The following is a 25083-nucleotide window of genomic DNA, read 5'->3' as shown; positions in this document are numbered from 1 at the left end:
ACAGTGCCTGGCGCCGCGCCGCTCGCGCGCGACCCGCAGCCGGGGACCCATGGCCGCCAGCGTGTCGGCTATGCCATCGTTCGTCGGCGGCGCAGCGCTCTCTTCCGGCCGTGCCGCCTCCACCACCCTGTCCTGCAAGTTTGCCAGGTTGGCAAGACTGATCGCGTCGGGCAACCGCCGCGCCGCGTGATCGGTGGGTAACCGCGGCCGCCCGTGAACCCGAGGAGAAGCCATGCACCAGCCCGCGCCGTCCATTGACTTGCGCCACCGCACCATCGAGGCTCCCGCCGGACGCCTGCACCTGGTCGAGCAGGGCACCGGACCGCTGGTCCTGCTCGTCCACGGCTTCCCCGAGTCCTGGTACTCCTGGCGCCGCCAGCTCCCGGCCCTCGCGGCGGCGGGGTACCGGGCCGTCGCGCTCGACGTGCGCGGCTACGGCCGCTCCTCCAAGCCGGCCGCGACTGACGCCTACCGGATGCTCGAACTGGTAGAGGACAACGTCGCCCTGGTGCGCGCCCTGGGCGAGGAGAGGGCGGTGGTCGTCGGGCACGACTGGGGCTCCAATGTCGCAGCCACCTCCGCCCTGCTCCACCCCGAGGTCTTCCGCGCCGTCGGACTGCTGAGCGTCCCCTACGCGCCACCCGGCGGCCCCCGCCCCACCGACGTCTTCGCGCAGATGGGCGGCGACCAGGAGTTCTACGTCTCATACTTCCAGGAGCCCGGCCGCGCCGAGTCCGAGATGGAGCCCGACGTCCGGGGCTGGCTCGCGGGCTTCTACGCGGCCCTGTCCGCCGACACCATGCCCGCCCAGGGCGACTCTTCCACGGCACGGCTCAGGCCCGCCACGGGGCGCTCGTATGCCCGGCCCGGGGACGTCACGACACCAGGCCGGCCCCCTCCAGCTCGGTCAGCCGCACGGTGCACAGACCCCCACGCTCGGCCTTCACCTCCGTCACCTTCAGCTGCGTCCCCGGCGCGAGGATGTACTCCTCCTCACCCGTGAACGCGGAGAACCGCCGGATCCCCACCGCCCGCGCGGGCGTCACCTCGAACAGCGTCCGCCGGCCACGCCCGCCGAGGAACGCGCGGGCCACACCCAGCTCGGACGTGCACGACGACACGCCCCACCACGTCACCGTCCGCCCCAGCGGGTACTGGGACCGCAGATCCAGCGCCACACCACGCCACAGCGGCCGTGTCTGCGCCGGCAACGCCTCCATCGCCGAGAACAGCAACCGCAGGTACGGCAGGTACGGCACCACGCGCTCGCGGTCCGACGAGCGCAGCACGGCGTTGATCTCGCGGTAGAAGCCCGACTCGCACGTGTACAAGTAGAGGGCCGAGATCGCGTCGGCCGACAAGGCGCCCACGGCCTCCCCGGACAGCGCGCCCGCGGACGCCGCCTCCGCGGCCTTCATCTCCCCGAAACGGCTCGACAGATCGATATGCCGATCCAGGCGCGCGAGCACCCGCGAGACCGGCTCGACGGCCTTCCGGAAGTCCATCAGCGGCGTGTCGAGCACCCCCGTGACGGGCGGCAGGACGAGGCCCTCGTCCTTGACGCTGGTGAGCCGCTCCAGATACAGCTGGTGCAACTCCATCGTGGACGCGATGAACGCCCCCATCCGCTGCGCGACACCACCGTCCTCCGGCCCGCCGGCCCCGCCCGTCCCCTGGTCCCAGCCCTTCCGCGGCAGCCAGTCGACCGGCTCGGCCCCCACCGCCGCCAGGGCGTCGTTCACCTGGGCGAAGTGGTCGCCCTCGCAGAACAGATCCCCCTGCGCGGCCGGATTGGCGTGGTCCAGGTGACGGACCTGCACCCCCGGGTACTTCTTCTCCAGCCGCTGGACGACCCTCTTCAGACTCCGGGCGTGCGCGCCCCACCAGGCGAACACCACCCCCCGGTCGTCCTCCTCCACCGCGTCCTGCTTCGCCCGGAGGATCTCCTCGACGATCTGCTCGGCCACGGGGCGCCAGAACGACGTGTGCCGATCGGTCGCCATCGCCCCGTCCGCGCTCGCCGTGAGGGACGCGTTCAGCAGCAGCACACCCTGGGTGAGCATCGCCTGGAACCACTCGGGCGGCTGAACCGTGTCCTCCTTCTTCAGCAGGGCGCGGACGTCGGCGATCGGGGTCTTCTTGACGATGCCGTACTTCCACATCGCGGCCGCCTTGATGAGGCAGCGGATGCTGACGACCCGGCCGAACTGGCTGTCCTTCCAGTCGTTGAAGGTGTTGTCGAACATTGCGATGCCGGTCGCGCTCTCCGCCCGCGGATAGGGGTTCTGTCCGAAGACGACCACCTTCCACTTCTCCGGCGGATGCGGCTTCAACGCCTGGAACGTCAGCTCGCGCACCGGAACGACCTCCGGGCTGCGCTTCGGGCCGATGAAGTCGGCGGCTCCCGGCTGCGCCTCGATCACCGGTCCGAGCAGCGGCAGCCACGGCTCGCCGCCACCGGTGAACAGGCCGGCCAGTCCCAGCGGTTCCCCGGCCGGGGAACCGGCATCGCCTGCGGCCGTCACGTCGATATCACTCACGAGGGTGGAACTCCCGATACTCGAACCGGCCGCCTCCACGGGCGCCCCGGCATGCTGAACAGATGCGGCAGGGTCGTCGCCGGTGTCCGCGCCCTGGGCGGCACCGGCCTGCGAGGTCTTCGGGTCAGTGACGAAAGGAAGGCCGTTGCGGCACGTTGATCCGGACCCGCCGTGCGGACCCCGCTCCCTCGATGTCGTCGAGCTGCCCCAGTACGGCGGCCCGCAACTCGTCGTAGTCCGCGAAACCGTGGTCGTGGAAGAGGGTGTAGCCCGTCCACATCAGGTTGGCGCACACCTTCGCGGGCACCTGCCCGGTCTGCGCACCCATCCCGACAAGGGCCACCGACCGGATGCTGCCCGGCTTCGCCCGGTTCTGTAGATGCACCGCCTGGAAAGCGGCCGCGCAGGCCAGGGCCACATTCATCGTGTCGCTGACGTTCTGCGACGACTGGCGCATGGTGGGCGTCGAGATCAGGTACCGGGGTACGTCCGCCCCGGACGGGACGCACACCGCGCTGCCCACCGGCAGCCGTCCGCCGAACCGGTCGCGGATCGCCCGCTGCACCCGCACCTGGATGCCCGCACCGAGGTACCGCTTGACGACGGCGTCGACCCCACCGTCCATCCGGCCACGCTCATTGGTGGGGGAAACCCAGGCGTCGGCGTCCACATCAAGAAGGGAACCCCGCCTGATCTCGACCTCCGGCGTGTCCGCGAACGCGGACCGCCAGGCCGTCACCACCTCGTCGTTGACGTCGACCAGGACGACGCTCAACGTATGCCTGACACCCACAAATTCACCCCTCTCACCCCGTGATCTCGAACAATCCCGAAGCTACCGCGCGCCACTGACAGCGCCGTTCGACAGCAGGTCCTCGCGCCGGAGCCGGAATCTCGGCAAACCGTCGCCGCGTCGGCCGGGCCCTGCCGACGGCCCGCATGCGCTATAGTTGATCTTGACAGTTCGCCGCAACTCGCCGTGACTGGCGCTGCGTTGGTGGTCCAAGGAAAGACGCCCCGCTTCCCGTGGGGAAATGCAGGTGCAAGGCCTGCCCAGCGCTCACTCACGAAGCCCTTCCCTCCACGAGGGAAGGGCTTCGTCATGTTCCCTTGATGCGATGTTCGGCAAGCGTCACCTGGACCCTGCCGCCTTCTTCGCCGCCAGGGCCCGCTCGCGATGGGGGATTTTCGCCTCCGCGGTCGAACCGTCGCTGTAGCGGACGGTGCAGCGCCCCCCAGGCTGGGCCGTGCACTGGGTGCACGACAGCTCGATCCAGGCTGACGCCGGGTCGGCCCCGGGGGGAGAGGTGCCTGCGCGGTGACGCGTCGCAGCTGGCTGCCGTGGAGGCTTCCGCCGCTTTGACCGCTCAGGCGTGGCGGTGGATCACATGATCCGTGAACCGGCTTGCCCCTGGTGCCCCGTGCGCGGCTGGAACAACGAGCAATAGTCAATACCTGTGGATCACGGCTGTCCGTTGAGGCCCAGTTTCCTCTTGCCGTAGGGGGAGAAGATCGACGCCCAGCCGGTCCAACCGGCGTGGACCTGGGCGATCTGGGAGGGCAGAGGCATGACGGGAAGCAGGTTTCTGCCCTTGGCCCAGTTGGCGAGGAGGCCCTCGGTGGTGTCCACGGCGGAGACGACCATGGTGACCTTCGCGTTGCCGTCGACCCAGGTGTCCCACAACGCCCACCCTTCGGGGCGTGCTTCCACTCCCAGTCGAGCACAGGCATGCGGGTAGGTCTCGTCGGTGCCGATAGGCATGGCCTCGGGGCGGATGAGGGCCACGGCGGCGAGGGGAACCTGTGGGCGCTCTGCCTCCTCCTCCAGGCACCCGTCCAGGGGGAAGTGGTAGTGCCGCAGCGTCCTTCCCAGGGCGCTGACACTGCGTTGGAGCGGCCCCTCACCTTCGGCGTCGCCGGCGTACCAATGCTTGCCGGCAGCTGCGGAGGTGACTGCCTTGGCGAGCCGTTCGATCTCCCGCAGATAGTCGAGTTCGGAGAGCTCTGGCCTGGTCATAGGGGCAGTGTCGCATCGCTGCACCAGATCTGTGCAGCTGTTTTTCGCGTCACGCGGCCTGCTCCTGGCGCTCGACCAGGACGCCGTTCTCGAACCGGGCCCCGGTGCGGACAAGGGGCACCAGGTGGGCACCGGTGATCGCGCGCCAGCGGGCCTGGGCGGACTCGACGAGCTTGAACACCATCGCCAGCGCCGCTGCTGCGCTGCCGGCGCCGCGGGTGACCTTGGTGCGGAGTTTGACGGTGGAGAACGTGGACTCGATCGGGTTGGTGGTTCGCAGGTGGATCCAGTGCTCGGCCGGGAAGTCGTAGAACGCCAGTAGTTCCTCCCGGTCGTCGGTGATCTTCGCGACGGCCTTGGGCCACTTGGTGCCATAGGTCTCCGCGAATGCCTCGATCGCCTTCTCGGCGTGGGTGCGGTCCTCGGCGTTGTAGATCTCCTGCATCGCCTTCGTTGCGCCAGGCTGCGCGGACTTCCGCAGGGCGTTGGTGACATTGCGGGCCTTGTGAACCCAGCACCTTTGATGCCGGGCGGCAGGGAAGACCTCGGCGAGTGCCTTCCACAGGCCCATCGCGCCGTCGGCGACGACCAGCTCGGGGTCGCGCATGCCGAGGCGGCGGCAGTCGCGCAGCAGGTCGGCCCATGACTCGGTGGACTCACGCAGCCCCTCCGCGAGGGTGATCAGCTCCTTTGTGCCGTCCAGCCGGACCCCGAGCAGGACCAGCACGCACGAGTGCGCCTGCCCGAGCCGGACCTTCGGATGGACGCCGTCGGCCCACACGTAGACGAAGTCGCGGTCCGACAGGTCCCGGCCTTGGAAGGCGGCGTGATCGTCCTGCCACTGCCGGGTCAGCCGGGTCACCGTCGCGGCCGATAACCCGGCCGTGCCGCCGAGGAACTGTTCCAAGGCGGGCACGAAGTCGCCGGACGACAGGCCGTGCAGATAGAGCAGCGGCAGCACCTCGGAGATCTTCGGCGACTTGCGGCACCACGGCGGCAGGATCTTCGAGGAGAATCGCTGCCGCTCGCCCGTGGCCTCGTCCACGCGGCGGTCGTTCACGCGTGGCGCGGTGACCTCGACGGGCCCGGCCGCAGTCACCACGGTGCGGGGCCGATGGTGGCCGTTGCGGACACCAGGCGTCGGCCGCTCTCGTCAGTCTCAGCCGCCAACTCGGCTATGTACTGGTTGACTTCCGCCTCCAGTGCGGCGGCGAGCATCCGGCGGGCGCCTTCGCGGACGATCTCGTCGATCAGGGAACCGGAGGGGGTGGAGCCGTCGTCGGTGACTACGCTGAGCACGGGCGTGCCTTCCCGACCCGCGCTGCGAACGCGGGCCTACTCGGTGACCATCACAGGATCATTCGGGAAGGTACGCCCTCTGCGTGCCTTCCCGGGCCGATCCACAAGTCCTGAGCATTGCTCCTGAACAACGCAGGCCCGTTCATCGGGTCGCCGCACATGGCGCAGATGACAAGACCGCGCTTCCTCGACGGCCGTGGTGCCGACTTCGGGTCATGTCCCCTGGTGTGGTGTAGCGGCGGGCAGCTGTTCTCTGCCCTGGGTGGTCAGCAACCTGTCGCGGTGCCCGTCGCGTCAAGTGGTGATGGCATGGACCGTCGCGTGCGCCGGGCCAGGAAGCGGTTCGCGAAGAAGGTGCTCCACGGACTGTTTGCGGCCCGACCGCGATCGGCCGCTGTGGTTGCGGCACTTCGCTGCCGTACCGCCTCACGCCTCGTGAAGAGTGGCCGCCGACGACCGAGACTTGAACATGTTCAAACTCCGTGCCAGGGTACCGCGTGGGTTCTTGAGTCCACCGGTCGCGCACGCGGCCTGCGGAGCCCGCTAGGGGTGGATTGCGTTGCGTTACTGTCGTACTGCGCTGATCTTGCTCGCCATGGCCCTTGCTCTCACGGCCTGCGGCAGGTTCACCGTCATGCCGCCGCCCGCCGGCGAACCGGTCGTGCTGAAACCAGCCGAACTTGCGACCACGTGGACCGATGCCGACGGCGGCACCCTCACGCTGAAGCCGGACGGGACGTTCATCGCCGATAAAGTCTGCATCGCCGTCGGCTGGTACGACGGTTTGACCTGGTCCGGAACAGGCACCTGGGAGCAAGGCTCCAACAAGAAGCAAAGCTTCGTCGGTGTGTCCTTCGACGCCGCTCACCCCGAAACGGGTGAGCGGGAGCCCGAGCCCTACGCCGCCTTGAGGCAAGGCAAGGTCCTGAAGCTCTGGGTCGCCGTCGGCGATCCGGACAACGATTATCCGAACTGCGTCCTGACCAGCCCGGCGAGTTGACCCGGCTGCCGCGCGGCCGGGTGACCTGCACATGGTCCGGCATCGCAAATGAGCGGTTCCAGTCGATCGTGTCCCCCTGCCGTGATGTGGGGGATCAGCCCTCGGCAGTGCCGGGGAGGGCCTCGGTGTCGGCAGTGGCGTAGACAGTGGCCATGCTCTCTTCGGAGAGGTAGCGGCGGGGGAAGGACCGCGGGCTGCTTCAGCTTCTATCCGACGAAGAACATGCAGTCGATCGAGGGCGGCCTGATCACCACCGCCGACCCGTCCCTGGCCCGCACGCTGCGACTGCTGCGCAACCAGGGCATGGAGCAGCGCTACCACCACCAGATCGTCGGCACTAACGGGAGGATGAGCGATGTCAGCGCCGCCATCGCCCGCAGCCAGCTCCGCAGACTCGCGGCCCTGACCGACCGCCGCCGCGCGAACGCCGCCCACCTCAGCAGACGCCTCACCGACCTGCCGGGGCTGGCCCTGCCCACCACAGCGGAGGGAGCCGGTCACGTCTGGCACCAGCACACCGTCCGCATAGGCCCCGGCCTCGGCGACCGCGACACCTTCGCCCACAACCTGCAGCGGGCAGGGATCGGCACCAGCGTCCACTACCCCATCCCGCTCACCCGCCTACGCCACCGTCATCGACCTCCCGCACACCGACGCCGCCGCCGACCAGGCGCTATCCCTGCCGGTCCACCCCGGGCTGACCACCACACAGATCGACGCCGTCGCCCAGACCGTGACCACACTGGCCCATGCCTCGGAGCGTGCCGCATGAACACCCCCACGCTGAAGGTCGGACTGATCGGACTGGGGCGAATGGGCCGCCACCACGCCCGGGTCCTGCGAACCCTGAACGGCACCGAACTGGTCGGCGCGCTCGACCCGCACGGCGACCGCTACCGCGCCGCCGACGGCATACCCGTTGTCACGGACCTGGACGCGCTGCTAAAGCTCGGCCTCGACTACGCGGTACTGGCCTGCCCCACGCTGCTGCACGAACCGCTGGGCACCGCCCTCGCCGCAGCCGGCGTCCCCACCCTCATCGAGAAACCGCTCGCGGGTGACCCCGACTCAGCCCGGCGGCTCGCCCAGGCATTCCACACCGCCGCAGTCCCGGCCGCCGTCGGATACATCGAACGCTTCAACCCCGCACTGATCGCACTACGCCAGCGGCTGGAAGCCGGCCAGCTCGGAGACGTGTTCTCGGTCGCCACCCGCTGCACCGGCCCCTACCCGGTACGGATCACCGACGTCGGCGTGATCCACGACCTGGCCACCCACGACCTCGACCTGACCGCATGGATCACCAACACCCGCTACACCTCGATCGCCGCCCGCACCGCCCACCGCAGCGGCCGGCCCCACGAAGACCTCCTCGCAGCCCTCGGCCAGCCGACCAACGGCACCATCACCCACCACCAGGTCAACTGGGTCTCCCCGCCCAAGGAACGGACCACCGTCGTCACCGGCGACCACGGCATCCCCGTCGCCGACACCCTCACCGCCGACCTCTCCTACTGGGCCAACGGCTCCACCCGCACCCAATGGGAGGCCCTCGCCGCATTCCGCGGCGTCACCGAAGGCGACGTCACCCGCTACGCGATACCCAAACAAGAACCCCCCGTCGCCGAGCACGAAGCCTTCCGCGACATGGTCCTCAGCCACAGCCACCGCAACGCGACCCTCCACGACGGCCTGCACGCCGTCCTCGCCGCCCACGCCTCCCTGCAAGCCTCCCGCAGCGGCGCCACTACAGCCGTCCCATCCCTCATCGACCTCGGCGCGGCTTGAGGCTTGATCGCCTTGCCCGCCACGAAGGTGCGGGAGATGCGGCGTACGGCAGCAACCTCCGGATGATGGCCTCGCCGACGGGGGTGCGGCGAGGCCGGGTCCGGTATGGCGGGGGCGGGCGGTTCTGGGCAGGATTTCGGGGGTGGGTGACCTGTTATGGGGTGGTTCGGCGTGTCATTCGCATCCGGTATTCGAACAGACGTAGCATTAGTGCGTGCCCAAGACCACCTCCTTCGATTTCCCCCAGGAATTGTGCGACGCCCAGATCTCCCTCCACGAGACCCGCGCCGCCTACGAGCAGTACGCAAAGACATTGCCTTGGTCGGCCGAGCCGATGCCCGGCTGGGAGGGCGAGAAGCAACTCCACTCCGAGTACCGGTCCGGCAAGGCAGACAGTCCGGGGTACACGGAGGAGCAGGCCGCTAAACTCGCCGATTTCCAGGCGCGGCTACTGGAGCTCAGCATCACCGTGTCCACGCACCCGTTCTGGGATTCCGTTGACGTCGGCGACCGTGTCGAGGCCCGTATGGCGCTCAAGCACGCCCATGAGCCGGCCGAGGCGTAGCCATGCCTGGCGGCGACATATCCGACCTGGACAAGAACCGGGCCTTGGTCGACTGGTTGCGCTACCAGCTGCGGCAGGCCGAGAACCGGGTCCGTGAGCCTGAGGTCAAGGAACTGCAGGAGCAGCGTGCCCGGGAGCGGGCGCGGGCTGAGCAGTCGTGGAAGATCCAGCCGAAGCGGTCGGGTGAGACGGCGATGCTGCACCGCGCGGGCTGCGCCTTGTACAGCGCCCAGCTTGGGTTCATCAACCGGCAGGAGGCGATCATCGCCCTGGACGAACCGGACATTGAGGCATGCCAGATTTGCAACCCGCAGACGGGGCTGACCTAAGCACTTTTCGACTTTCGGGCGCCGGTCTTCTTCGCCGCGGTCTTGTTCGTTGACGACGTTTCCTTGGCTGCGGTCTTTTTTGGCCGGGGCCTTCTTCGCGGTCGCCTTCTTGCGGGGCTTCATCTCGTGGATGGTGGCGTGCTCGCCCTCACCGCGGGATTCCTTGGCCTTCTTCACTGAGGCGTTCAGAGCGGCCATCAGGTCGATGACACCGCCGGGCGCTCCCCGCGCGGTGACGCGAACGTCGTCGTCCTGGCCCTGGGCTGGGGCGCGTTCATCTACGCCGGGATGGTCGCCCTGTACTTCCTCACGTCCTCGGGCAGGCACTCCAGCCAGCGACCGAGGGCGCTGCTTCTGCCGATGGCAGCAGCGAGGGGCCGGACATCGGCGAGGCGTGAGCCGCGCCTCGCGGGTGCGCGCCCCGGGCCCGAGCGGGGCCGGGGCGCGCAAAGAGGCGGTTCAGCGCGTGCGAGGCGGGGTCATGCGGGCGTGGAGCAGGGCGGCGCGGGTGAGTTCGGCGCCCTTCTTGTGTTCCTCGTTGAACAGGGCGGTCAGGCCCTTTGGGGCGTTCCAGTGCTCGTGCAGGTCGACGGTGGCGCCGAGGTCGTCCAGGAGCTGATCGACGACGGCCGCGGCCTCGCTGGCCCGGTCACCCCAGCCGTCGCCCCACCACAGGTGCTCGGTCGGCGTGCACGGCGCGGGATGGACATGGCCGTCGCTGGTGATGACCCACAAGGTGTGATGCAGCACGACCGAGGCGAGCTCCGGGCCGCCGGCCGGGAGGGACAGCGGCGCATAGAACCGCCACACCTGCTTGCCGTCGTCGCCGGGGGTGCGCAGGACAGGCATGTCGGTGAGCGGGCCGATGAAGAACGCCTCCGCCTTGTCGTCCTGGGCGAGGACGGCGTGGGCGGCGGTCGGGTCGCACATCGTCAGCCGCTGTGTCCACCGGTCGCTGATGGTGCCCGGCCGGACGGGGATCTCTGTGACGGCCCCGAAGGGCAGCAGGTTCGGCTCGCGGCCGACGGCGACCTCGAGCGCGGCGACGGCGTCGGGGTGGGTGTGCAGGGCGAGCTTGTGCCAGCCGGCCTTGAGGGCCTCGCGGTCCCCGTCGCACGGCAGCGGGTGGTGGCTGGTGTCAGGCACGGCACCGGCGACGACCTGGTTCGGTGTCTCGCTGTACCCGTCCTTACAGAAGATCTCGATCTCGTGGCTCGTGTGGTCGACCTGGTTGTTGCGGATGCTGTTGGCCATGTCCGTCGCGGCCACCCGCGAGGTGACGTCGAAGACGTCGTTGGCCGCGGCCCGGCACAGGATCTTCTCGTTGTCGTTGGCCGGGACTTCGACCACGGCCGCCTGGGCGTCGGGCTTCCACTCGCGGATCACACTCGGCAGGCGCAGCAGGTCGGGCCACCAGGGCAGCACCTGGCCGACGAGAGCCGCGACATCGCCCCAGCTGGCCTCGTACTCGATGCCCGGGTGCGCGGTGTCGGCCGCCACCAGCGCCGGCCCGTGGAAGCCCATGTCCCCGTACAGGGCGCAGACGGTGACGACGCCGTCCTTGTTGCCGTTACTGGTGATGGCGGAGGCGACGTCGGTGGCGGCCTTGGAGTCGCCGCAGTGCACGAGGCGGATGACACCGAGGTCGGTGTGCCAGTCCAGTGCCGGCCCCCGCACGGTGTCCTTGTATCCGAGCCAGCGGCCCGGAGCCGGGTCCTCGGGCAGCGGACGCAGCAGGACGGCGCCGCGGTGGGCGAACTCTGCCGTCCCGGCCGCCCAGGAGTAGACCTGAGTGCCGTCGAACACTTCCTGGGGTTCCTGCCGGTTGAACGGGCTGTACGGCTTTTCCTCCGGCGTCGGGAACTTGTCGTACTTCCGCGCCAGCCGCCACATCCCGAACGTGTTCATGCCCAGTGAACCGCCCCGGGTTCGATAGAGATCTCAGATTGTGGTTGTGACCTGGGGTTTCGTGAGTTCCGTGTAGTAGTTGGTTTCGTACTCGACGGGTGGGATGTGCCCTATCTCTCCGTGGAGCCGGCGATGGTTGTACCAGTCGGCCCACTCGGCGGTGGCGAGCTCGACCTGGGAGAGTGTCTTCCAGGGCCGCTGGGGTTTGATCAACTCGGTTTTGTACAGGCCGATCGCGCTCTCCATCAGGGCATTGTCGTAGGCATCGCCGACCGAGCCGATGGAGGCGGCAATGTCGGCGGCGTCCAGATGCTCGGCGAGCCTGAAACTCGTGTACTGCGACCCGGCGTCCGAGTGATGGATCAACTCACCTGGCTGTATGGGGTGTTGGTCGCGGTCACGTTGCCAGATGGCCATCTCCAGGGCGTCCAGGACGAAGACGGTCTCCTTCACGGTGGCGGCCGACCAGCCGACGATCCGGCGGGAGAAGGTATCCAAGACGAACGCGACATAGACGACGCCGGACCAGGTCTTGATGTGGGTGAAGTCCGCCACCCAGCACCGGTTCGGGGCCTGGGCGACGAAGTCACGGTCGAGGCGGTCCGGGGCCCGGTCGACCTGCCCGCCGGGGAGCGTGGTGATCACGCGTTTGCCGCGGATCGCGCCCTGGATGCCGAGTTCGCGCATGAGACGCTCGACGGTGCAGCGGGCTGCGGTATGCCCCTGCCGGTTCAGCTCGCGCCAGATCTTCCGGGCCCCGTAGACACGGTGGTTGGCGGTGTGGATCTGGCTGATCAGCTCCTTGAGCTCCGCGTCCCGCACTGAACGTGTTGACGGAGCGGCCTGTCGTTTCTTGTTGGCGTAGTAGGTTGAAGGGGCGATCTTGCAGTCGTGCTCGGTGAGCGTCCTGCAGATCGGCTCGACGCCGCCGAAGCGGTCCCGGTGCTCGTCGATGAACGCTACGAGCGTGTGTGTGGCCGGTCGAGCTCGGCCGCAAAGAAACTCGCCGCGGCCTTCAGGATCTCATTCGCCCGCTTGAGTTCGGCATTCTCCTTCTTCAACGCCTTGAGCTGAGCGGACTCCTCCGTCGTCGTCCCCGGCCGCGTGCCTGCGTCGATCTCGTGCTGCTTCAGCCAGTTCCGCAGTGTTTCGCGGGACCCGATACCGAGCTTCTCGGTCACCGCCTGCAGAGCGGCCGTCTCGTTCGGGTAGTCGTCGCGCACCTCGGCGACCATGCGCACCGCGCGGCGGCGGAGCTCAAGCGGGTAACGGGAAGGTCGTGCCATGACTCGATCCTTTCATGAAATCGAGTCTCCATTCGAGCCGGGGCGGTTCAGTGTGGGTCTCTGGCGTCGGCCGAGGCCGTGCACGGTGGTGCTGGACAACGCCTCCGCGCACCTGGACAAGGCGTTCAAGGGCCGCCGCGACCAGTTGGCGAAGATCGGGTTTGAGCTGCTCTACCTGCCGCCCCGCAGCCCCGGACTCAACGACATCGAAGGCATCTGGCGCTCGGCCAAGTACGAGGACTCCCCCACCGCGCCCACACCAGCATCGAAGCTATCGGCGCCGCCGTGGACCAGGCGCTGACCCGCCAACGAACCCGTATCCGAGGATCAGCAGCAAACTTCACCAGAGCCGCTTAGTCGATGGCCAGCCAGTCTCAGAATCGTGTCCGATAGGACTTCACTTGGACATCGCGCCTGAGATTAGGACACGAAATCTGAGACCCTACAGGGCGTGTAGGGTCTCGCCGCTCGTGACATGTCGATCTTGCGTGACCTGGGCGTTCTTGGCTGTCTCACGGCCTTGTCACCCATGATCAGTCTCAAATCCGTGGCATTTCCTCGCGAGGGCGAGGTCGAGATCAGGCGGCTTGTCCGAGTCGGCCGAGTACACCACGCTGAGCCCCGAGCACGAGGGCTACCGGCGAGCCCAGATCGCACACCGATGAGTTTCCCGCGCCGCGCTGGTCTATACGCCGGACACCCACGGACGGAAGGCTGAGCCATGCGGAAACTGATCTACGGCATGAACCTGACCCTGGACGGCTACATCGCCGCGGCCGGCGACGACATCGGCTGGAGCGGACCGCCGAGCGACGAACTGTTCCGGTGGTGGCTCGACCACGAGCAGGCGAGTGGCCTGTCGCTGTATGGGCGCAAGCTGTGGGAGACGATGAGCTCCTACTGGCCGACCGGCGACCAGCAGCCCAACGCCACCCCGGCGGAGATCGAGTTCGCGCGGAACTGGCGGGACACGCCGAAGGTGGTGTTCTCCTCGACGATCGACAAGGTCGACTGGAACACCCGCCTGGTCACCGGCGACGCGATCGCCGAGATCACCCGGCTCAAGGCCGAGGACGGCGGCCCAATGAACATCGGCGGCGCAACGCTCGCCGGGGCGGCCATGCGCGCCGGGCTGATCGACGAGTACGCGATCGCCGCCTATCCGGTCCTGGTGGGCAGCGGCACGCCGTTCTTCACCGCGCTGGACAGCTGGGTGAACCTGAAGCTGGTGGAGACGCGGACGTTTCCCGGCGGCGTGGTCCTGACCAGGTACGAGACGAGGCGCTGAGCAGCAGCACCCGCACGCTAGTCTCACGGTGATGTCGTATACGACATCGGTACGACACGGCCCGTGAGATTACGACATCAGCCGCGAGACCCTACAGGGCTCGTGTCGGAGGCGGCCTTCGTGACCAGCGACTTTGCCCGCAGTCTCACGTCGTGTCGGACGCTGGAGTCTCAGCTTCGTGTCGTCTTCTCGGCGGTCCGCATTGACCGGCTGTCCTGTCGCAGTGCATCTAACAGACAGCGGTCTGCTGACCTGCCGGGTTGCCACATCGCTTGAGAGCGATGGCCCTAGCGGTGGTTTGTTGACGGCGGGTCAGGGCCGTAGTAGGCCGGTAGCAGAGGAACGTCGCCTCGCCGCCTGGGGGCTTGTGATGACTCGCCGTCTGCCGTGTCCGCCCGCTCCGGGCCCGCTGGAAGCCTACGCCGCGCGCTTCGATGACCTGCTCTCGACGTTGGCACAGCGCCGCGGGTTCCGCGAGTACCTCGCGGGACTGCTGCTGCCGCGGGACCGGAACAAGACCCTGACCTGCCTGGCCGGCGCCGAACCCGTCGTCGGGGCCCAGCGCGCCTCGGTACAGCGGCTGCAGTTCTTCCTGTCCGAGTCGTCCTGGGACCACGAGCAGGTCAACGCCCGCCGACTGGAACTGCTGCTGACCGATCCCGCGACCGCCCCGCACCCAGGCGGGGTGCTGGTGATCGACGACTCGGGCGACCGCAAGGACGGCAAGGCGACCGCGCACATCGGCCGCCAGTGGCTGGGCCGGCTGGGCAAGACCGACAACGGCATCGTCACCGTGACTACCTGCTGGGCCGACGAGAACCTCTACTACCCGCTGCACGCCGTGCCCTACAGCCCCGCCCATCACTTCCCCAAGGGCAAGAGCGACCCCGGCTTCCGCACGAAGCTGCAGATCGCCGCAGAACTGGCCCGCACCGCGAAGGCTGCCGGGGTGGCCTTCCGCGCCGTGGCCGCCGACTGCGCCTACGGCGACCAGGACGGCTTCCGCAGACAACTCGCCTCGGCAGGACTGCCGTTCGTCATGGCTCTCAAACCGAGCCACGGTACCTGGGCCTACGGCAAGGATGCCTACACCCCCGTCCATGCCGCCCACGCCTTGACCTGGACGGACCCCGAGCACCCGGGTGACTGGACCTCCGTCGAGCGCACCTTCCGCGACGGACACACCGAGACCTGGTGGGCCGCCGACGCGACCCTTGGCTGGTGGGGACCCGACGGAAACGTCCGTCTCGTCGTGGCCACCACCGACCCGGCCACCCTTCCCCCGCAAGCCACCTGGTACCTGGCCACCGACCTGCCCCGCCCCGGCGGACCCCGCGAGGCCGACAGTTCCGAACCGGCCGCCGACCTGCATGAAGTCGTCCGGATCTACGGCATCCGACACTGGATCGAGCAGAGCTACAAGCAGATCAAGGACGAACTGGGATGGGCCGACTTCCAGGTCCGTTCCGATACCGCCATCCGCCGCCACCAGACCCTGGTGAACTGCGCGTTCTCGTTCTGCTGGGACACCTGGTTCGCTCAACCTCCGGACCGGGAGCCCGCCGTCGTCCCCACGGCCCCGCCGACTGTCACAGCGGTGGGGCCGGCTGAGAGGGGGCCCCAGCAGACCCCACCAGCCCCAACCGGCCAGCTGGCCTCAGGCAATCCGCGCCGTCCGGGCCTGGCTCGACCCCTGGACCACCCTCCAACGCTGCTGGCGAGCGTGGAGCAACGCACCCCCGCCACCCGAACTTCAAGCCCTGATCAACGCCGTCGGCGCAGGCCATCCACTCGATCTCTACTCCCCGGTCTAACAAACCACCGCTAGTGTCTCGTGATCCTGTTGGTGGAACCTGTGGTCGTTCTACTCGTTGAGCCCGGTATGGATCTCTGCTCTGAACAGATGTCTGATCTGCGGGAGTTGGCGAACTCTCGTCACGTGACGGCTGATCTGGCACTGCGTGCGCGGATCGTGCTGTGGTCCGGCGAGGGACGGCGGCGTAAGGAAATTGCCGAGTTGGCCGGAATGTCGCCGGTGGCGGTGGACCGGTGCAAGGCCCGTTATGCCGCCCGGGGGTTGGCCGGCTTGGAGGAGAGACGCCGCGGGGGCGGGCGTGATCAAGTGCCGCCGCAGACGCGGGGCCGCGTAATTGCGCTGACGAAGATGACCCCGCCGGCGGATTCGGGGCTGTCGCACTGGTCCACCCGGACGCTGGCCGATCACATGAAACGACGCGAGGGCATCTCGGTGTCCTGGCACTACGTTGCCCGTGTCTGGCGGGAGGAGAATCTCAAGCCGCACCGGAACGGCACCTTCAAGATTTCGAAGGACCCCGCGTTCGCGGACAAGGTCGCCGATGTCGTCGGCCTCTACCTGGCCCCGCCCGGCGGCGCGGTGGTGCTGTCCATCGACGAGAAGACGCAGATACAGGCGCTGGACCGGACCCAGCCGGTGCTGCCGGTCGCCTTCGGCGCGAGCGAGAAGCGCACCCACGACTACGTGCGGCACGGCACCACCAATCTGTTCGCCGCCCTCAATGTCCATACCGGTGAGGTGACCGGCGAGTGCAAGCCGAGTCGGAACGGGGCGAACTTCCTCGCCTTCTTGAAGAAGGCGACCAAGCCGCACGCCGGCAAAGAGATCCACGTTGTCCTGGACAACCTGTCCACCCACACCACGCCGGAGGTGAAGGCGTGGCTGGAGGAGAACCCGCACATCCACTTCCATTTCACTCCCGTCGGTTCCTCGTGGTTGAACCAGATCGAAATCTGGTTCGGGATCCTTACTCGGCAGTCCATTCGCCGCGGCACGTTCTCCAGCGTCAACGTCCTGGTCAAGCAGATCCGTGACTACATCAACTCCTGGAATGAGCACGCGAGTCCGTTCACCTGGACCACATCCGCCGAGGAGATCCTCGCGAAGGTCCGCTTCGTCCAGACCAACATGAAGAAACTCGTCAATAACAACTCAAACTGACACGATCAGGATCACGAGACACTAGTGCTGTCCCGTAAATGATCTCCGAATCGTTAGTTCAGAGAAGGCGCGCAGCACATCGTCTGGCGCCGCATCGGCACCCACGACATCCTCACCGGGCCGTAGAAAGAGCGGGGTTCGGCACGTCAGGCCTTGAGGGGCCCTCCTTGCATCGTGGCGAAGGTGGGTCGCTGGCGGCCGTGGAGGCGGGCAACGGTGCGCGAATGACGGGCACCCGCACTCGGTATAAGCCCATGTCAGAGGCCGTGTGTACGCTCACGCGGTGATCATTGACAGAACTGCGGGCGTGACACCCACCCGCTTCGCGGACCGACGTCTCCGCCAGGAAATCGGGGCGCTCATCGGAAAAGCCGACCGCGACAACTTGCTGCGCACCTTCCTATGGGTGAGTGAGTGCCAGATCGCTGAGGAGATCTGCACAGCGTGGAAGAAGCATCTGGGTGGGCGGTCCCGGATCGGACGTTCCAGGCAAGATTCTCTCCTCGCCCTCCACGGCCAAGGCCCTGAGCAGTGCAGAGGCACAGGCGATGGCGCTGGACTTGTCCCGGCGCAGTACCCCGACCGAGGGCGGATTCTGCACGTCCCAGCCCGTCGTCGAGGGTGCCGCCTGCCCCTGGAAGCTGAACTGCGAGGGCTGCGACCGGTTCGTCATGTCCGGCGCCGACTTGCTCTACTGGCGCCGCAAACGCGATCAATGGCGGTCCTTGGCCGAGCGGGCCCCCGACAACGCGACCGCCGACTACCTGCACGCGGAATTCGAACCCACTTCACAGGCGATCGACGGGCTGGAGCGGGCACTGGCCGGGCTGGGCCTGCTTGAAGAAGCACTCGCTCTCGATCTGCGCCGGCCTCAGGACTACTTCCAGCGCATCTGGTCCACGGCCTTCCGCACAACGGATCTCGCCGCCCTTGAGGCACCGGACGACGCCATGGCCAGCGAGGTACCAGCATGAACGCGTCGCCGGCACCTGCCCCGCGCACCGCCCAGGCCCTCCAGGCCCGCCGCGAGCGGACGGACTTCATGCTGAAACGCATCGAGGCTCTGGAGAGCATGCTCAAGTCCAGGACCCAGATCACGGTCGCTGCAGTCGCGCGCCGGGCCGACGTGTCCCGGACTTTTCTCTACGAGCACGCCGAAGCCCGCATCCTGATCAACAAGGCTGTCGCCAAGGCGGCCGGCCGCCGCATCGAAGGCCGGCGAGCAGAACAGGAGGCGCTGGAGGCGTCCTGGCAGGAGCGAGCTCTCAACGCGGAGGAGGGCCTCAAGGCCGCCCAGGACGAGGTCCTCGCCCAACGCCGTCAGCTCGGAGAGCTTCTCGGGCAGGTACGTGATCTGCGCTCGCCCTGAAACGAGCAGGACATCGTCCGGATCACCACGGACAACGCCAATCTCAAGCGCCAGGTCCGCGACCTGACCGGGGAGAGCCGTTCGCTGCAGGACCGGCTCAACGCCGCTCGCGACAACGCGCGCTTCGCCGACCGACGCATCGCCGAGCTGGAGGCCCAGCTCCTGGAGACGCAGGGCGTGGGGCACCAGAAATAGCCGCTCCGGCCCGCGTCGGCCTTGCTGGCGCGGGCCGCCAAAAGAACTTGTACGACTCGGAAGAACGCCAAGAGGAGAGGGACAGCACATGCAACTGTCGGTGGTAGTTCAGAACTTGGGGATGGGTGGCCTGCAGGACGGCGACGGCAACCCCCAGGATCGTTAGCCCCAGCTGGCCGAGCGGATCAACGGCGCTGCGGAACGCGTCGATGTCGCTCTGCTCTGCGAGATCCCGGAATGGCACCGCTACGGCCACAAGCAGCTCGCACGCGCCATGCACGACTTGGACCTTGACGCGGCGCCGCTCGCTCCCTCACGCAGCGGGATCGGCACCGCTCTGCTCTTCCGACGCGAAGTCCTGGGGAGGTGGGTCCGCCACAACTCCGACTTCGGCACCGAGGTCCTGCACGGGATCGCCGTGACCAGCTTCGACATCCCCGGGCTGCCCGCCCCGCTGAGTTTCATGCCGGTCCACTTCACGCCCATGTCCGCCGAGCAGGCCCTGATCGAAGCCAACTACGCGGCCACCCGCGGCTACAAGTACGGGCCCTTCGCTGTCCTGGGAGGTGACGTGAACTACGCGCCCTCCTCGTCCAGGAGTCCGCTCCCGGACTTCTCCGAGATGAGGCCGTACAACGTCGAGTCCCGAACGCTCCTGCCCGACGGCGACTTCGACCCGGGCGTCGCCCCTGAGCCCGATCGGCGGGTCACACGAAAGCTCGCGCAGAACGGGTACGTCGACGTGGCCTGGCACCTGTTCGAGCAGTCACACCGACAGGACACCCAGTTGCTCGCGCCAACCGGAACGGACGACCGGATCGACCAAGCATGGGTGTCCGGCCCACTCGCCGGAGCCGTCTCCGACTACCGACTGCTCGACGCACCGAAGGAAGCGAGCGACCACCACGGTCTGTGCGACATCACGCGAGTTCCCGAGACTCCTGCTGCGCTCCAGAGCCCCTGGCCTGGGGGCTTCTTCCTCGTTGGCATGCCCGGCCAGCTCGTGACGTAACGTCGGAATTCCTGAAGCCTTCTCGTTTCGTCCGACCGTTTTGCGGCCTGGTCGAAGTCGAGGAGGCTCATGCTGACGGCGCCGGCGGTGGGGAAGGACCTCAGCATGATTCTGGAGAACTCACGGGATGTCGCGATGGGCGGCGAAACCGGTCCGCCAGGTCGGCCACTCGGGCTGCCAACCCCGGCTGCGGGCAAGCGTGTTGAGGGCGCCGCGCTCCCACTCCTGCCGACCCGCCACCGGGCCGGGTGCGGGCAGGCCAAGGGCTTCGGCCAGGGCCGGAAGCCACTCGCGGGCGGGGGCGGGCTCATCGTCCACGATGTTGACCGGTCCGCTTGGCCAGTCGAGCGCGGCCAGCGCCGCGCCTGCCGCGTCGGCGACGTGGACGAAGGAGCTCACCGCATCGTTCGCCACGGTGCTCCCCAGGAAGGGCGCCGACCGTTCGCCCGCCAGGGCCGCCGCGACAGCGCCGCCCGGTGCGTACCAGGTGCCGGGCCCGTACAGCAGGCCGTAGCGCAGCAAGACCGCTGTCTCCAACTCGGCTGCCGTCTCCTCCAGGGCCCTGACGGCGGCCACCATCCGGGCTCGAGGTTGAGCAGCCGTGCTGTCGAGCGGTACCACCTCCTCGGCCGGGCCTTCGCCCGGCGCGTACGTCCAGGAAATCGACTGTGCGACGATCCGGCCGACCCCAGCCGCCTTCGCAGCCTCCACCAGGTTCCGGGTACCCTCGCGGCGCATTCGGCCGTTGGCGGCCCCGTCCGCGCCGGAGAGGTCGGTGAGCTGGTGGATCACTGCCTCCGGTGCTGCCGCGCAGACCGCGCGCCGCAGTCTGTCCGCGTCGAGCGCGTCCGCCTGGACTCCCGTCGCTCCGAGGCTTCTGATCCGCTCGATCCCGGCCAGGGTCCGTGAGGTCCCGGTGACCTCGTGCCCAGCCGCAACCAGCATCGGGACGAGCAGACTGCCGACAGCGCCGGTGGCGCCAGCGACGAAGACACGCATGAAGACTCCAGTCCCAGAGGGGGCGGCGGTGTGAGCTCAGCCTAGATCGGAATTGACCCAAGCCTCGGAGACCCTGACCCGCGGGCCCGACCCGCTCCACCTCGCCGAGGTGTTCGGGCTCGACGAGAAGACCGCGATGCGCTACGCGGACTCCGCACGCGCCCTGCTGGAGCAGACAGCCGAGGCAGACCCTGCGGGTTGACCGCGAACCCGCGGGTGCATCCCCAAGAATCGGGACACCGCACCCTCGGGTTCGCGTGAAGAACCTTCAGTTTCCGCGAACTCGCGGGCCTCGAGGCCCTGTTCTCGTATAGCTACGGCCAAGTGGCGCCTGTGGGAATCTTCCCTGGTCGACGGCCTGGTCAGCTGTCGCGGTGAACGGATGTCAGTGGCGTGCGGCACACTTCCGCTGTCCACACCCGACCAGAAGGGGGCAACCGTGGCGTTCCGCGCCGTACACGAGCAATGGGGAACAGTCTTCGCACACCTGCCGGATCTCGGCTGCGGGCGGGCGTGGGAGGACGTGTGGCGGGTGCGACCGGTCGCGCCGCTGGCGTGCGACGAGTGTCGGCACCCGCTGCGGGCGAAGGTCTCGCCGACCGGGCTGCGGTTCTTTGCCCACGCTCCGGGGGCCCCAGAATGCGCGGCAGCCGGGGAGTCGATGGCGCACCACCTGTTGAAGCTGGAGCTGGCGGCCGCCGCCCGCGCCGCCGGTGCGGACGCAGAGATGGAGGTACGCGGACCGGAGGGCACATGGCGGGCGGACGTGATGGCGAGCGATCCTGGCGGAGCCTGGCGGGTGGCACTGGAGGCGCAGCTGTCACCCATCACGGCCATGGACATCGAGGCCCGTACGGAACGGATGCTGGCGGACGACGTGACGTCGGTGTGGTTCAGCGACCGGCCGAGGCCGCCGTGGCTCGGACTCGTACCGTCCGACTGGTCGCGGGGGACGACGGCGGCCTGGTCGTCGCGGAGGGCTTGGCCAAGTTCGTAGCAGGCTGGTGGAAAGCGGGGCCGCAAGTCCCGGCGACGGAGTTCCTGCAATGGGTGTTCACCTGTCGCGTCGGCCCCCACGACCGGCAGCGGCCCACGTCCTATCCCCTGGAGCCCCGCCGCGTGGCCTGGACGGCCCCGCAGTACATCCGGGAAGAGTTCGAGTACCTGGTGAAGGCGGAGCAGCAGGAGGCGGAGCGAGCACGGCAGCGGCACCAGGAACCCCGAGGACTACAAGCAGCGGAACACTGTCGAACGCTGTATCAACCGCCTCAAGCAGTGGCGGGGCTTGGCCACACGATGCGACAAGCTCGCCATCGCTTACCAGGCTGCACTCCACCTCGCCGCCATCCTCATCTGGACCCGACGCTGACCAAAGAGACAGGGCCTAGGGGCAATACCGGTGATTTAGGTCTTTTTCCGGGAGGTCGGGGCTGGTTTGGTGGGTCCGACGAGGGTGATGACTGGGGTGTCCAGCCTGGGCTGGTTGTTGTGTTCGGTGCGTTTGAGGGCCCAGTTGGACATCTTGCGTTTGATGACACGGGGATTGGAGCGTAACCGCCTTGGTTCCAGGAGCCGTTGACCGATTTCAAGCAGAGTCTGTGCGAGGGCCCGCGTGAGTCGGGAGGGGGGAAAAACCCGCCTGGGCGGTGACCTGGCGGCGGACAACGCGCACGGCGCGCGTGAAAGAGATCCGGTCCGGATCGTGTCCCTCCTGTCGTGCGGCTCCGTGCATGAGGTCCCGCACGGCATGGTGAACGAGGAGGAACGCGAAGATCTCCTGCTCGGCCCCGGCCGGGTGCTGGGAGCGCAAGACCAGCCGTGGCCCGCCCAGGTGGGTCTTGATCTCGTCCAGCGTGGTCTCGATCTCCCAGCGTTCGGCGTAGAGCGCGGCAAGTTCCGCCGCCGGCGCAGTGTCCGGGTCGAGGAGGGTGGTGACCAGCCGGTAGACGGTGCCGTCCTTCCCGCGTGGGCCAAGGGTGTACTCGATGACGCGGACCCGGGCCGGGTCGGCCCGCCGGTTCCTGTCACGGGCGGCGACGATCTCCGACAGGTAGGAACCATCGGGCAGCGACTTCACCACAGGCAGCACCGCGTTGCTTTTGACCCGCCAGAGCAGGTCGGCGCCGGTTGCCGCGGCGGCCCGCCACAGGTCGAATCCGAGGAACCCGCGGTCGGCCATCAGCAGCATCCCCCCGGTCAACGAAGAGAACAGGCGCCCGGCCAGCACGGTCTCGTGCACCGCCAGCGGACCGACCTCGGCAGCAAAGACCGCATGAGTGCCGCACTCGACCAGAGCCGCAACCCTGGCCTGCGGATACGCACTCCTGCCCTGACCACGACCTGTCCCCGGACGCCCGAAAGACCCGGCATTCGCCACCGTGTCCGGCAGATCGAACGTCGTCCCGTCCACAGCAACCAACCGCAGCCCCCGAAACCACGCGCCACGCGACCCCGGGACCGCCACCGGCCGACACACCCGGGCGAACAACGCCTTCAACACCTCCGGCCCCAGCCGCAGCCGCGCCCGCCCAATCGCTCCGCTCGTAGGCACCCGCCACCCCTTTGCCCAGCGGCCCTGGCGCTCCAGACCCTGCGTGAGAAGACGCCCGACCTCCTCATACCCCTGCCCCGAAAACAGGCACATCGCCAGCACGAAATACACCACCACCCGAGCCGGAAGCAGCCGCTGGCGCTGCTCAACACGCCCGCACTCCGCCACCACCTCGTCCACCAGATCCGGCGTAAACGTGCGCGTTAACACTCCGAGAGCGATGCGATCCGAAAACCGCTCGCCCCCGACCGACTTCACCTGTCCCGGCCTTGGCACACTCAACACAACGAACCGACACCCTCAAAGTCACCGGTATTGGGCCTAGGGGATGGCCTCCGGTTGACAGAGCTCAGGGCGACATAGTTACTTAAAGTATCTTATTGATTACGTTCTGTGATCGATGGTGATCGTGCCGTCCCCCTACGAATCTGCCGCCGCCCTCCACCCCACGCGAGGAGCCCCACCGTGACCACGACCCCCACCCGTCCCACCGCCGTCCCGTCCATCGAGCAGCTGCCCCAGCCGGAGCTGCGCGGGTCCACCGACATCCAGGGCAACATCCTGGCCGCGTTCAACAAGGACTTCATGGACTTCCGCTACCTGCGCTTCCCGGACGCCGTCAAGGGCCGCGGCTGGCTCTCCGCGATCCTCAACACCGTCGCCACAACCAACGAGACGGAAGACTTCAACGAGCAGTTCTCGCTGGCCCGCCGGGCCTTCGGCCGCGACCCGTCGATCACCACCGTCCGCTGCGGGGTCTCCCTCACCTTCGAGGGCCTCGTGACGATCGCCAACAAACCCGATCAGATCAAGAAGGACCTCAGCACCTTCACGTCGTTCTGCGCGGGCGCGGCCGCACGGGCCAAGGACCTCGGGGACACTGGCGAGAGCGACCCCAAGACCTGGTTGTTCGGGGCCGGCACCGGCGACAAGGTCGTGCACGCGGTCCTCATCGTCGCCGCGGACACCGAGGCGCTGCTGAAGGAGAAGCTGAAGAACCTCGACACGGTCGAGCAGACCCACCAGATCACGCGCGTCCATGTGGACGAGGGCCGCACCCTGAAGGGCGATCTGAAGGGTCACGAGCACTTCGGCTACAAGGACGGCATCTCCCAGCCCGGCGTCAAGGACTTCCACCGCGAGGACGCCAGCCGCGAGGGCTTCCGCGACAACCACGCCGGGACCGAGCTGATCGAACCCGGCGAGTTCGTCTTCGGCTACAAGAGCGAACAGGGCGACCGGAAGGCGCCGGCGTGGATGAAGAACGGCTCCCTCCAAGTGGTGCGCCGCCTTCGCCAGGATGTCGCCGGCTGGAACAAGGCCGTGGTGGACGGCGCCAAGAACTTCACCGGCAACATGGACGCCAACCGGCTCGGTGCCTGTCTGGTCGGCCGGGCCAAGGACGGCACACCGCTCGCCCCGCCGTGCAGCGCCGTGACCGGCCTCGGCTCGGACCGGAACGACTTCGACTACGCGAACGACCCCGTCGGCCAGCACACCCCCTGGGCCGCGCACATCCGCCGTACCCATCCGCGTGCCTTCGCCGGAATCGTCGACAAGAAGCCGAAGAGCCACCGCCTGATGCGCCGCGGCATTCCGTACGGCCCTGAGTTCAAAGGCGGCCCGGACGACGGCAAGGACCGCGGGCTGATGTTCGTCTGCTACGGCACCTCGCTGGAAGAGCAGTTCGAACTGGTCCAGCAGCACTGGTCCAACGACGACGCGTTCACCCCCGGGGAAAGCCGGTCCGACCAGGTGGTCGCCAACGGCTTCGACAAGGTCACCGGCCTCGCCGGCAAGGCCTCGATCGAGCTCGCGGACGGCACCTTCGGCACGGTCGACATGAAGCGCTTCGTCCGCACCGCGGGCGCGCTCTACACCTTCACCCCCTCGATCAGCACGCTGCGGCTGCTCGCCGAGGGCGAGGACCTTCCCAACAAGTCAATCGGCTCCTGAGCGG

The 25083-nt window shown here is 68.1% G+C and carries 21 protein-coding genes and 3 pseudogenes; 16 read left to right on the top strand and 8 right to left on the bottom strand.

Annotation, left to right across the window (positions count from 1 at the left end):
- Positions 1-232: 232 nt before the first annotated feature.
- A pseudogene (locus NRF20_RS46225) lies at positions 233-817 on the top strand (alpha/beta fold hydrolase); the annotation flags it as partial.
- Positions 818-875: 58 nt separating this feature from the next.
- On the opposite strand, the gene NRF20_RS46220 reads toward NRF20_RS46225, so the two are convergent.
- The 4 genes and pseudogenes from NRF20_RS46220 to NRF20_RS46205 all read right to left on the bottom strand — a co-directional run bounded on the left by NRF20_RS46220 (position 876) and on the right by NRF20_RS46205 (position 5856).
- Positions 876-2540 (bottom strand): ADP-ribosyltransferase domain-containing protein, encoded by a 1665-nt coding sequence (locus NRF20_RS46220; RefSeq protein ID WP_413754492.1) that lies wholly within the window; start codon positions 2538-2540, stop codon positions 876-878.
- A 124-nt stretch (positions 2541-2664) separates the two neighbouring features.
- Positions 2665-3333 carry a macro domain-containing protein gene (locus NRF20_RS46215; protein WP_413754491.1) on the bottom strand — a complete coding sequence of 223 codons (669 nt, stop codon included), beginning with the start codon at positions 3331-3333 and terminating at the stop codon, positions 2665-2667.
- 669 nt (positions 3334-4002) lie between these two features.
- On the bottom strand, positions 4003-4557 hold the full coding sequence (locus NRF20_RS46210; protein ID WP_398633573.1) for a hypothetical protein: 555 nt from the start codon (positions 4555-4557) through the stop codon (positions 4003-4005).
- Positions 4558-4606: 49 nt separating this feature from the next.
- A pseudogene (locus NRF20_RS46205) lies at positions 4607-5856 on the bottom strand (IS256 family transposase).
- A gap of 586 nt (positions 5857-6442) precedes the next feature.
- On the opposite strand from NRF20_RS46205, the gene NRF20_RS46200 reads away from it, so the two are divergent.
- The 4 genes from NRF20_RS46200 (at position 6443) to NRF20_RS46185 (ending at position 9538) form a co-directional block, all read left to right on the top strand.
- Complete coding sequence (locus NRF20_RS46200) at positions 6443-6856, top strand: hypothetical protein (protein WP_398635323.1); 414 nt, start codon at positions 6443-6445, stop codon at positions 6854-6856.
- A 48-nt stretch (positions 6857-6904) separates the two neighbouring features.
- Positions 6905-8644: a DegT/DnrJ/EryC1/StrS family aminotransferase gene (locus NRF20_RS46195; RefSeq protein WP_413754490.1), complete on the top strand. Its 1740-nt coding sequence runs from the start codon at positions 6905-6907 to the stop codon at positions 8642-8644.
- Positions 8645-8858: 214 nt separating this feature from the next.
- Positions 8859-9209: a hypothetical protein gene (locus NRF20_RS46190; RefSeq protein ID WP_398635321.1), complete on the top strand. Its 351-nt coding sequence runs from the start codon at positions 8859-8861 to the stop codon at positions 9207-9209.
- Positions 9210-9211: 2 nt separating this feature from the next.
- A complete protein-coding gene (locus NRF20_RS46185) occupies positions 9212-9538 on the top strand; it encodes a DUF6233 domain-containing protein (protein WP_413754489.1) in 327 nt (108 codons plus the stop codon).
- A gap of 459 nt (positions 9539-9997) precedes the next feature.
- Here the strand turns inward: NRF20_RS46185 and NRF20_RS46180 are convergent, their stop codons facing one another.
- Both NRF20_RS46180 and NRF20_RS46175 read right to left on the bottom strand, forming a co-directional pair.
- Positions 9998-11446 carry a hypothetical protein gene (locus tag NRF20_RS46180; protein WP_413754488.1) on the bottom strand — a complete coding sequence of 483 codons (1449 nt, stop codon included), beginning with the start codon at positions 11444-11446 and terminating at the stop codon, positions 9998-10000.
- A gap of 33 nt (positions 11447-11479) precedes the next feature.
- Positions 11480-12732, bottom strand: a protein-coding gene (locus NRF20_RS46175) for an IS3 family transposase (RefSeq protein ID WP_413754315.1) whose coding sequence is annotated in 2 segments (ribosomal slippage) — positions 11480-12450 and positions 12450-12732 — 1254 coding nt in all. Because the reading frame shifts where the segments join, the coding sequence is not laid out codon by codon here.
- An 85-nt stretch (positions 12733-12817) separates the two neighbouring features.
- Here NRF20_RS46175 and NRF20_RS46170 point away from each other — a divergent pair.
- The 7 genes from NRF20_RS46170 (at position 12818) to NRF20_RS46140 (ending at position 19573) form a co-directional block, all read left to right on the top strand.
- Complete coding sequence (locus NRF20_RS46170) at positions 12818-13033, top strand: transposase (protein ID WP_413754487.1); 216 nt, start codon at positions 12818-12820, stop codon at positions 13031-13033.
- A 420-nt stretch (positions 13034-13453) separates the two neighbouring features.
- On the top strand, positions 13454-14020 hold the full coding sequence (locus tag NRF20_RS46165; protein ID WP_398635395.1) for a dihydrofolate reductase family protein: 567 nt from the start codon (positions 13454-13456) through the stop codon (positions 14018-14020).
- 370 nt (positions 14021-14390) lie between these two features.
- On the top strand, positions 14391-15848 hold the full coding sequence (locus NRF20_RS46160) for an IS701 family transposase (RefSeq protein ID WP_413754486.1): 1458 nt from the start codon (positions 14391-14393) through the stop codon (positions 15846-15848).
- A 111-nt stretch (positions 15849-15959) separates the two neighbouring features.
- Positions 15960-16997, top strand: a complete 1038-nt coding sequence (locus NRF20_RS46155) for an IS630 family transposase (protein ID WP_413754309.1) — start codon at positions 15960-15962, stop codon at positions 16995-16997.
- Between the two features lie 461 nt (positions 16998-17458).
- Complete coding sequence (locus tag NRF20_RS46150; RefSeq protein WP_398635330.1) at positions 17459-17971, top strand: hypothetical protein; 513 nt, start codon at positions 17459-17461, stop codon at positions 17969-17971.
- The gene (locus NRF20_RS46145) at positions 17968-18366 is read left to right on the top strand and encodes a DUF6262 family protein (RefSeq protein WP_398635329.1); all 399 of its coding nucleotides are present in this window, start codon (positions 17968-17970) and stop codon (positions 18364-18366) included. The genes NRF20_RS46150 and NRF20_RS46145 overlap by 4 nt, the downstream gene beginning before the upstream one ends.
- 367 nt (positions 18367-18733) lie before the next feature.
- Positions 18734-19573, top strand: a complete 840-nt coding sequence (locus NRF20_RS46140) for an endonuclease/exonuclease/phosphatase family protein (protein WP_398635331.1) — start codon at positions 18734-18736, stop codon at positions 19571-19573.
- Between the two features lie 120 nt (positions 19574-19693).
- Here the strand turns inward: NRF20_RS46140 and NRF20_RS46135 are convergent, their stop codons facing one another.
- Positions 19694-20572 carry an NAD-dependent epimerase/dehydratase family protein gene (locus NRF20_RS46135; protein ID WP_413754485.1) on the bottom strand — a complete coding sequence of 293 codons (879 nt, stop codon included), beginning with the start codon at positions 20570-20572 and terminating at the stop codon, positions 19694-19696.
- A 52-nt stretch (positions 20573-20624) separates the two neighbouring features.
- Between NRF20_RS46135 and NRF20_RS46130 the strand changes: the two genes are divergently transcribed.
- The 3 genes and pseudogenes from NRF20_RS46130 to NRF20_RS46120 form a co-directional block, all read left to right on the top strand.
- The gene (locus NRF20_RS46130) at positions 20625-20774 is read left to right on the top strand and encodes a hypothetical protein (RefSeq protein ID WP_413754484.1); all 150 of its coding nucleotides are present in this window, start codon (positions 20625-20627) and stop codon (positions 20772-20774) included.
- A gap of 237 nt (positions 20775-21011) precedes the next feature.
- Entirely contained in the window at positions 21012-21569 is a 558-nt protein-coding gene (locus NRF20_RS46125) for a competence protein CoiA family protein (RefSeq protein ID WP_398635404.1), read from the top strand.
- 231 nt (positions 21570-21800) lie between these two features.
- A pseudogene (locus NRF20_RS46120) lies at positions 21801-21941 on the top strand (IS5/IS1182 family transposase); the annotation flags it as partial.
- Between the two features lie 216 nt (positions 21942-22157).
- On the opposite strand, the gene NRF20_RS46115 reads toward NRF20_RS46120, so the two are convergent.
- Positions 22158-23399, bottom strand: a complete 1242-nt coding sequence (locus NRF20_RS46115) for an IS4 family transposase (RefSeq protein WP_413754530.1) — start codon at positions 23397-23399, stop codon at positions 22158-22160.
- A gap of 189 nt (positions 23400-23588) precedes the next feature.
- Between NRF20_RS46115 and NRF20_RS46110 the strand changes: the two genes are divergently transcribed.
- Complete coding sequence (locus NRF20_RS46110; RefSeq protein WP_413754483.1) at positions 23589-25079, top strand: Dyp-type peroxidase; 1491 nt, start codon at positions 23589-23591, stop codon at positions 25077-25079.
- Positions 25080-25083 lie beyond the last annotated feature (4 nt).

The organism is Streptomyces sp. R-74717 (assembly GCF_047305335.1).
GTDB lineage: Bacteria > Actinomycetota > Actinomycetes > Streptomycetales > Streptomycetaceae > Streptomyces > Streptomyces atratus.
Note: the sequence above shows the minus strand (reverse complement) of the source record. Positions and strands in the feature narration are given on the sequence as shown.

Coding starts and splice junctions, on each gene's coding strand:
- NRF20_RS46195 (WP_413754490.1), top strand. CDS start 6,905: ATGAGCGGTTCCAGTCGATCGTGTCCCCCTGCCGTGATGTGGGGGATC.
- NRF20_RS46180 (WP_413754488.1), bottom strand. CDS start 11,446: ATGAACACGTTCGGGATGTGGCGGCTGGCGCGGAAGTACGACAAGTTC.
- NRF20_RS46185 (WP_413754489.1), top strand. CDS start 9,212: ATGCCTGGCGGCGACATATCCGACCTGGACAAGAACCGGGCCTTGGTC.
- NRF20_RS46165 (WP_398635395.1), top strand. CDS start 13,454: ATGCGGAAACTGATCTACGGCATGAACCTGACCCTGGACGGCTACATC.
- NRF20_RS46145 (WP_398635329.1), top strand. CDS start 17,968: ATGAACGCGTCGCCGGCACCTGCCCCGCGCACCGCCCAGGCCCTCCAG.
- NRF20_RS46135 (WP_413754485.1), bottom strand. CDS start 20,572: ATGCGTGTCTTCGTCGCTGGCGCCACCGGCGCTGTCGGCAGTCTGCTC.
- NRF20_RS46160 (WP_413754486.1), top strand. CDS start 14,391: ATGACTCGCCGTCTGCCGTGTCCGCCCGCTCCGGGCCCGCTGGAAGCC.
- NRF20_RS46210 (WP_398633573.1), bottom strand. CDS start 4,557: ATGACCAGGCCAGAGCTCTCCGAACTCGACTATCTGCGGGAGATCGAA.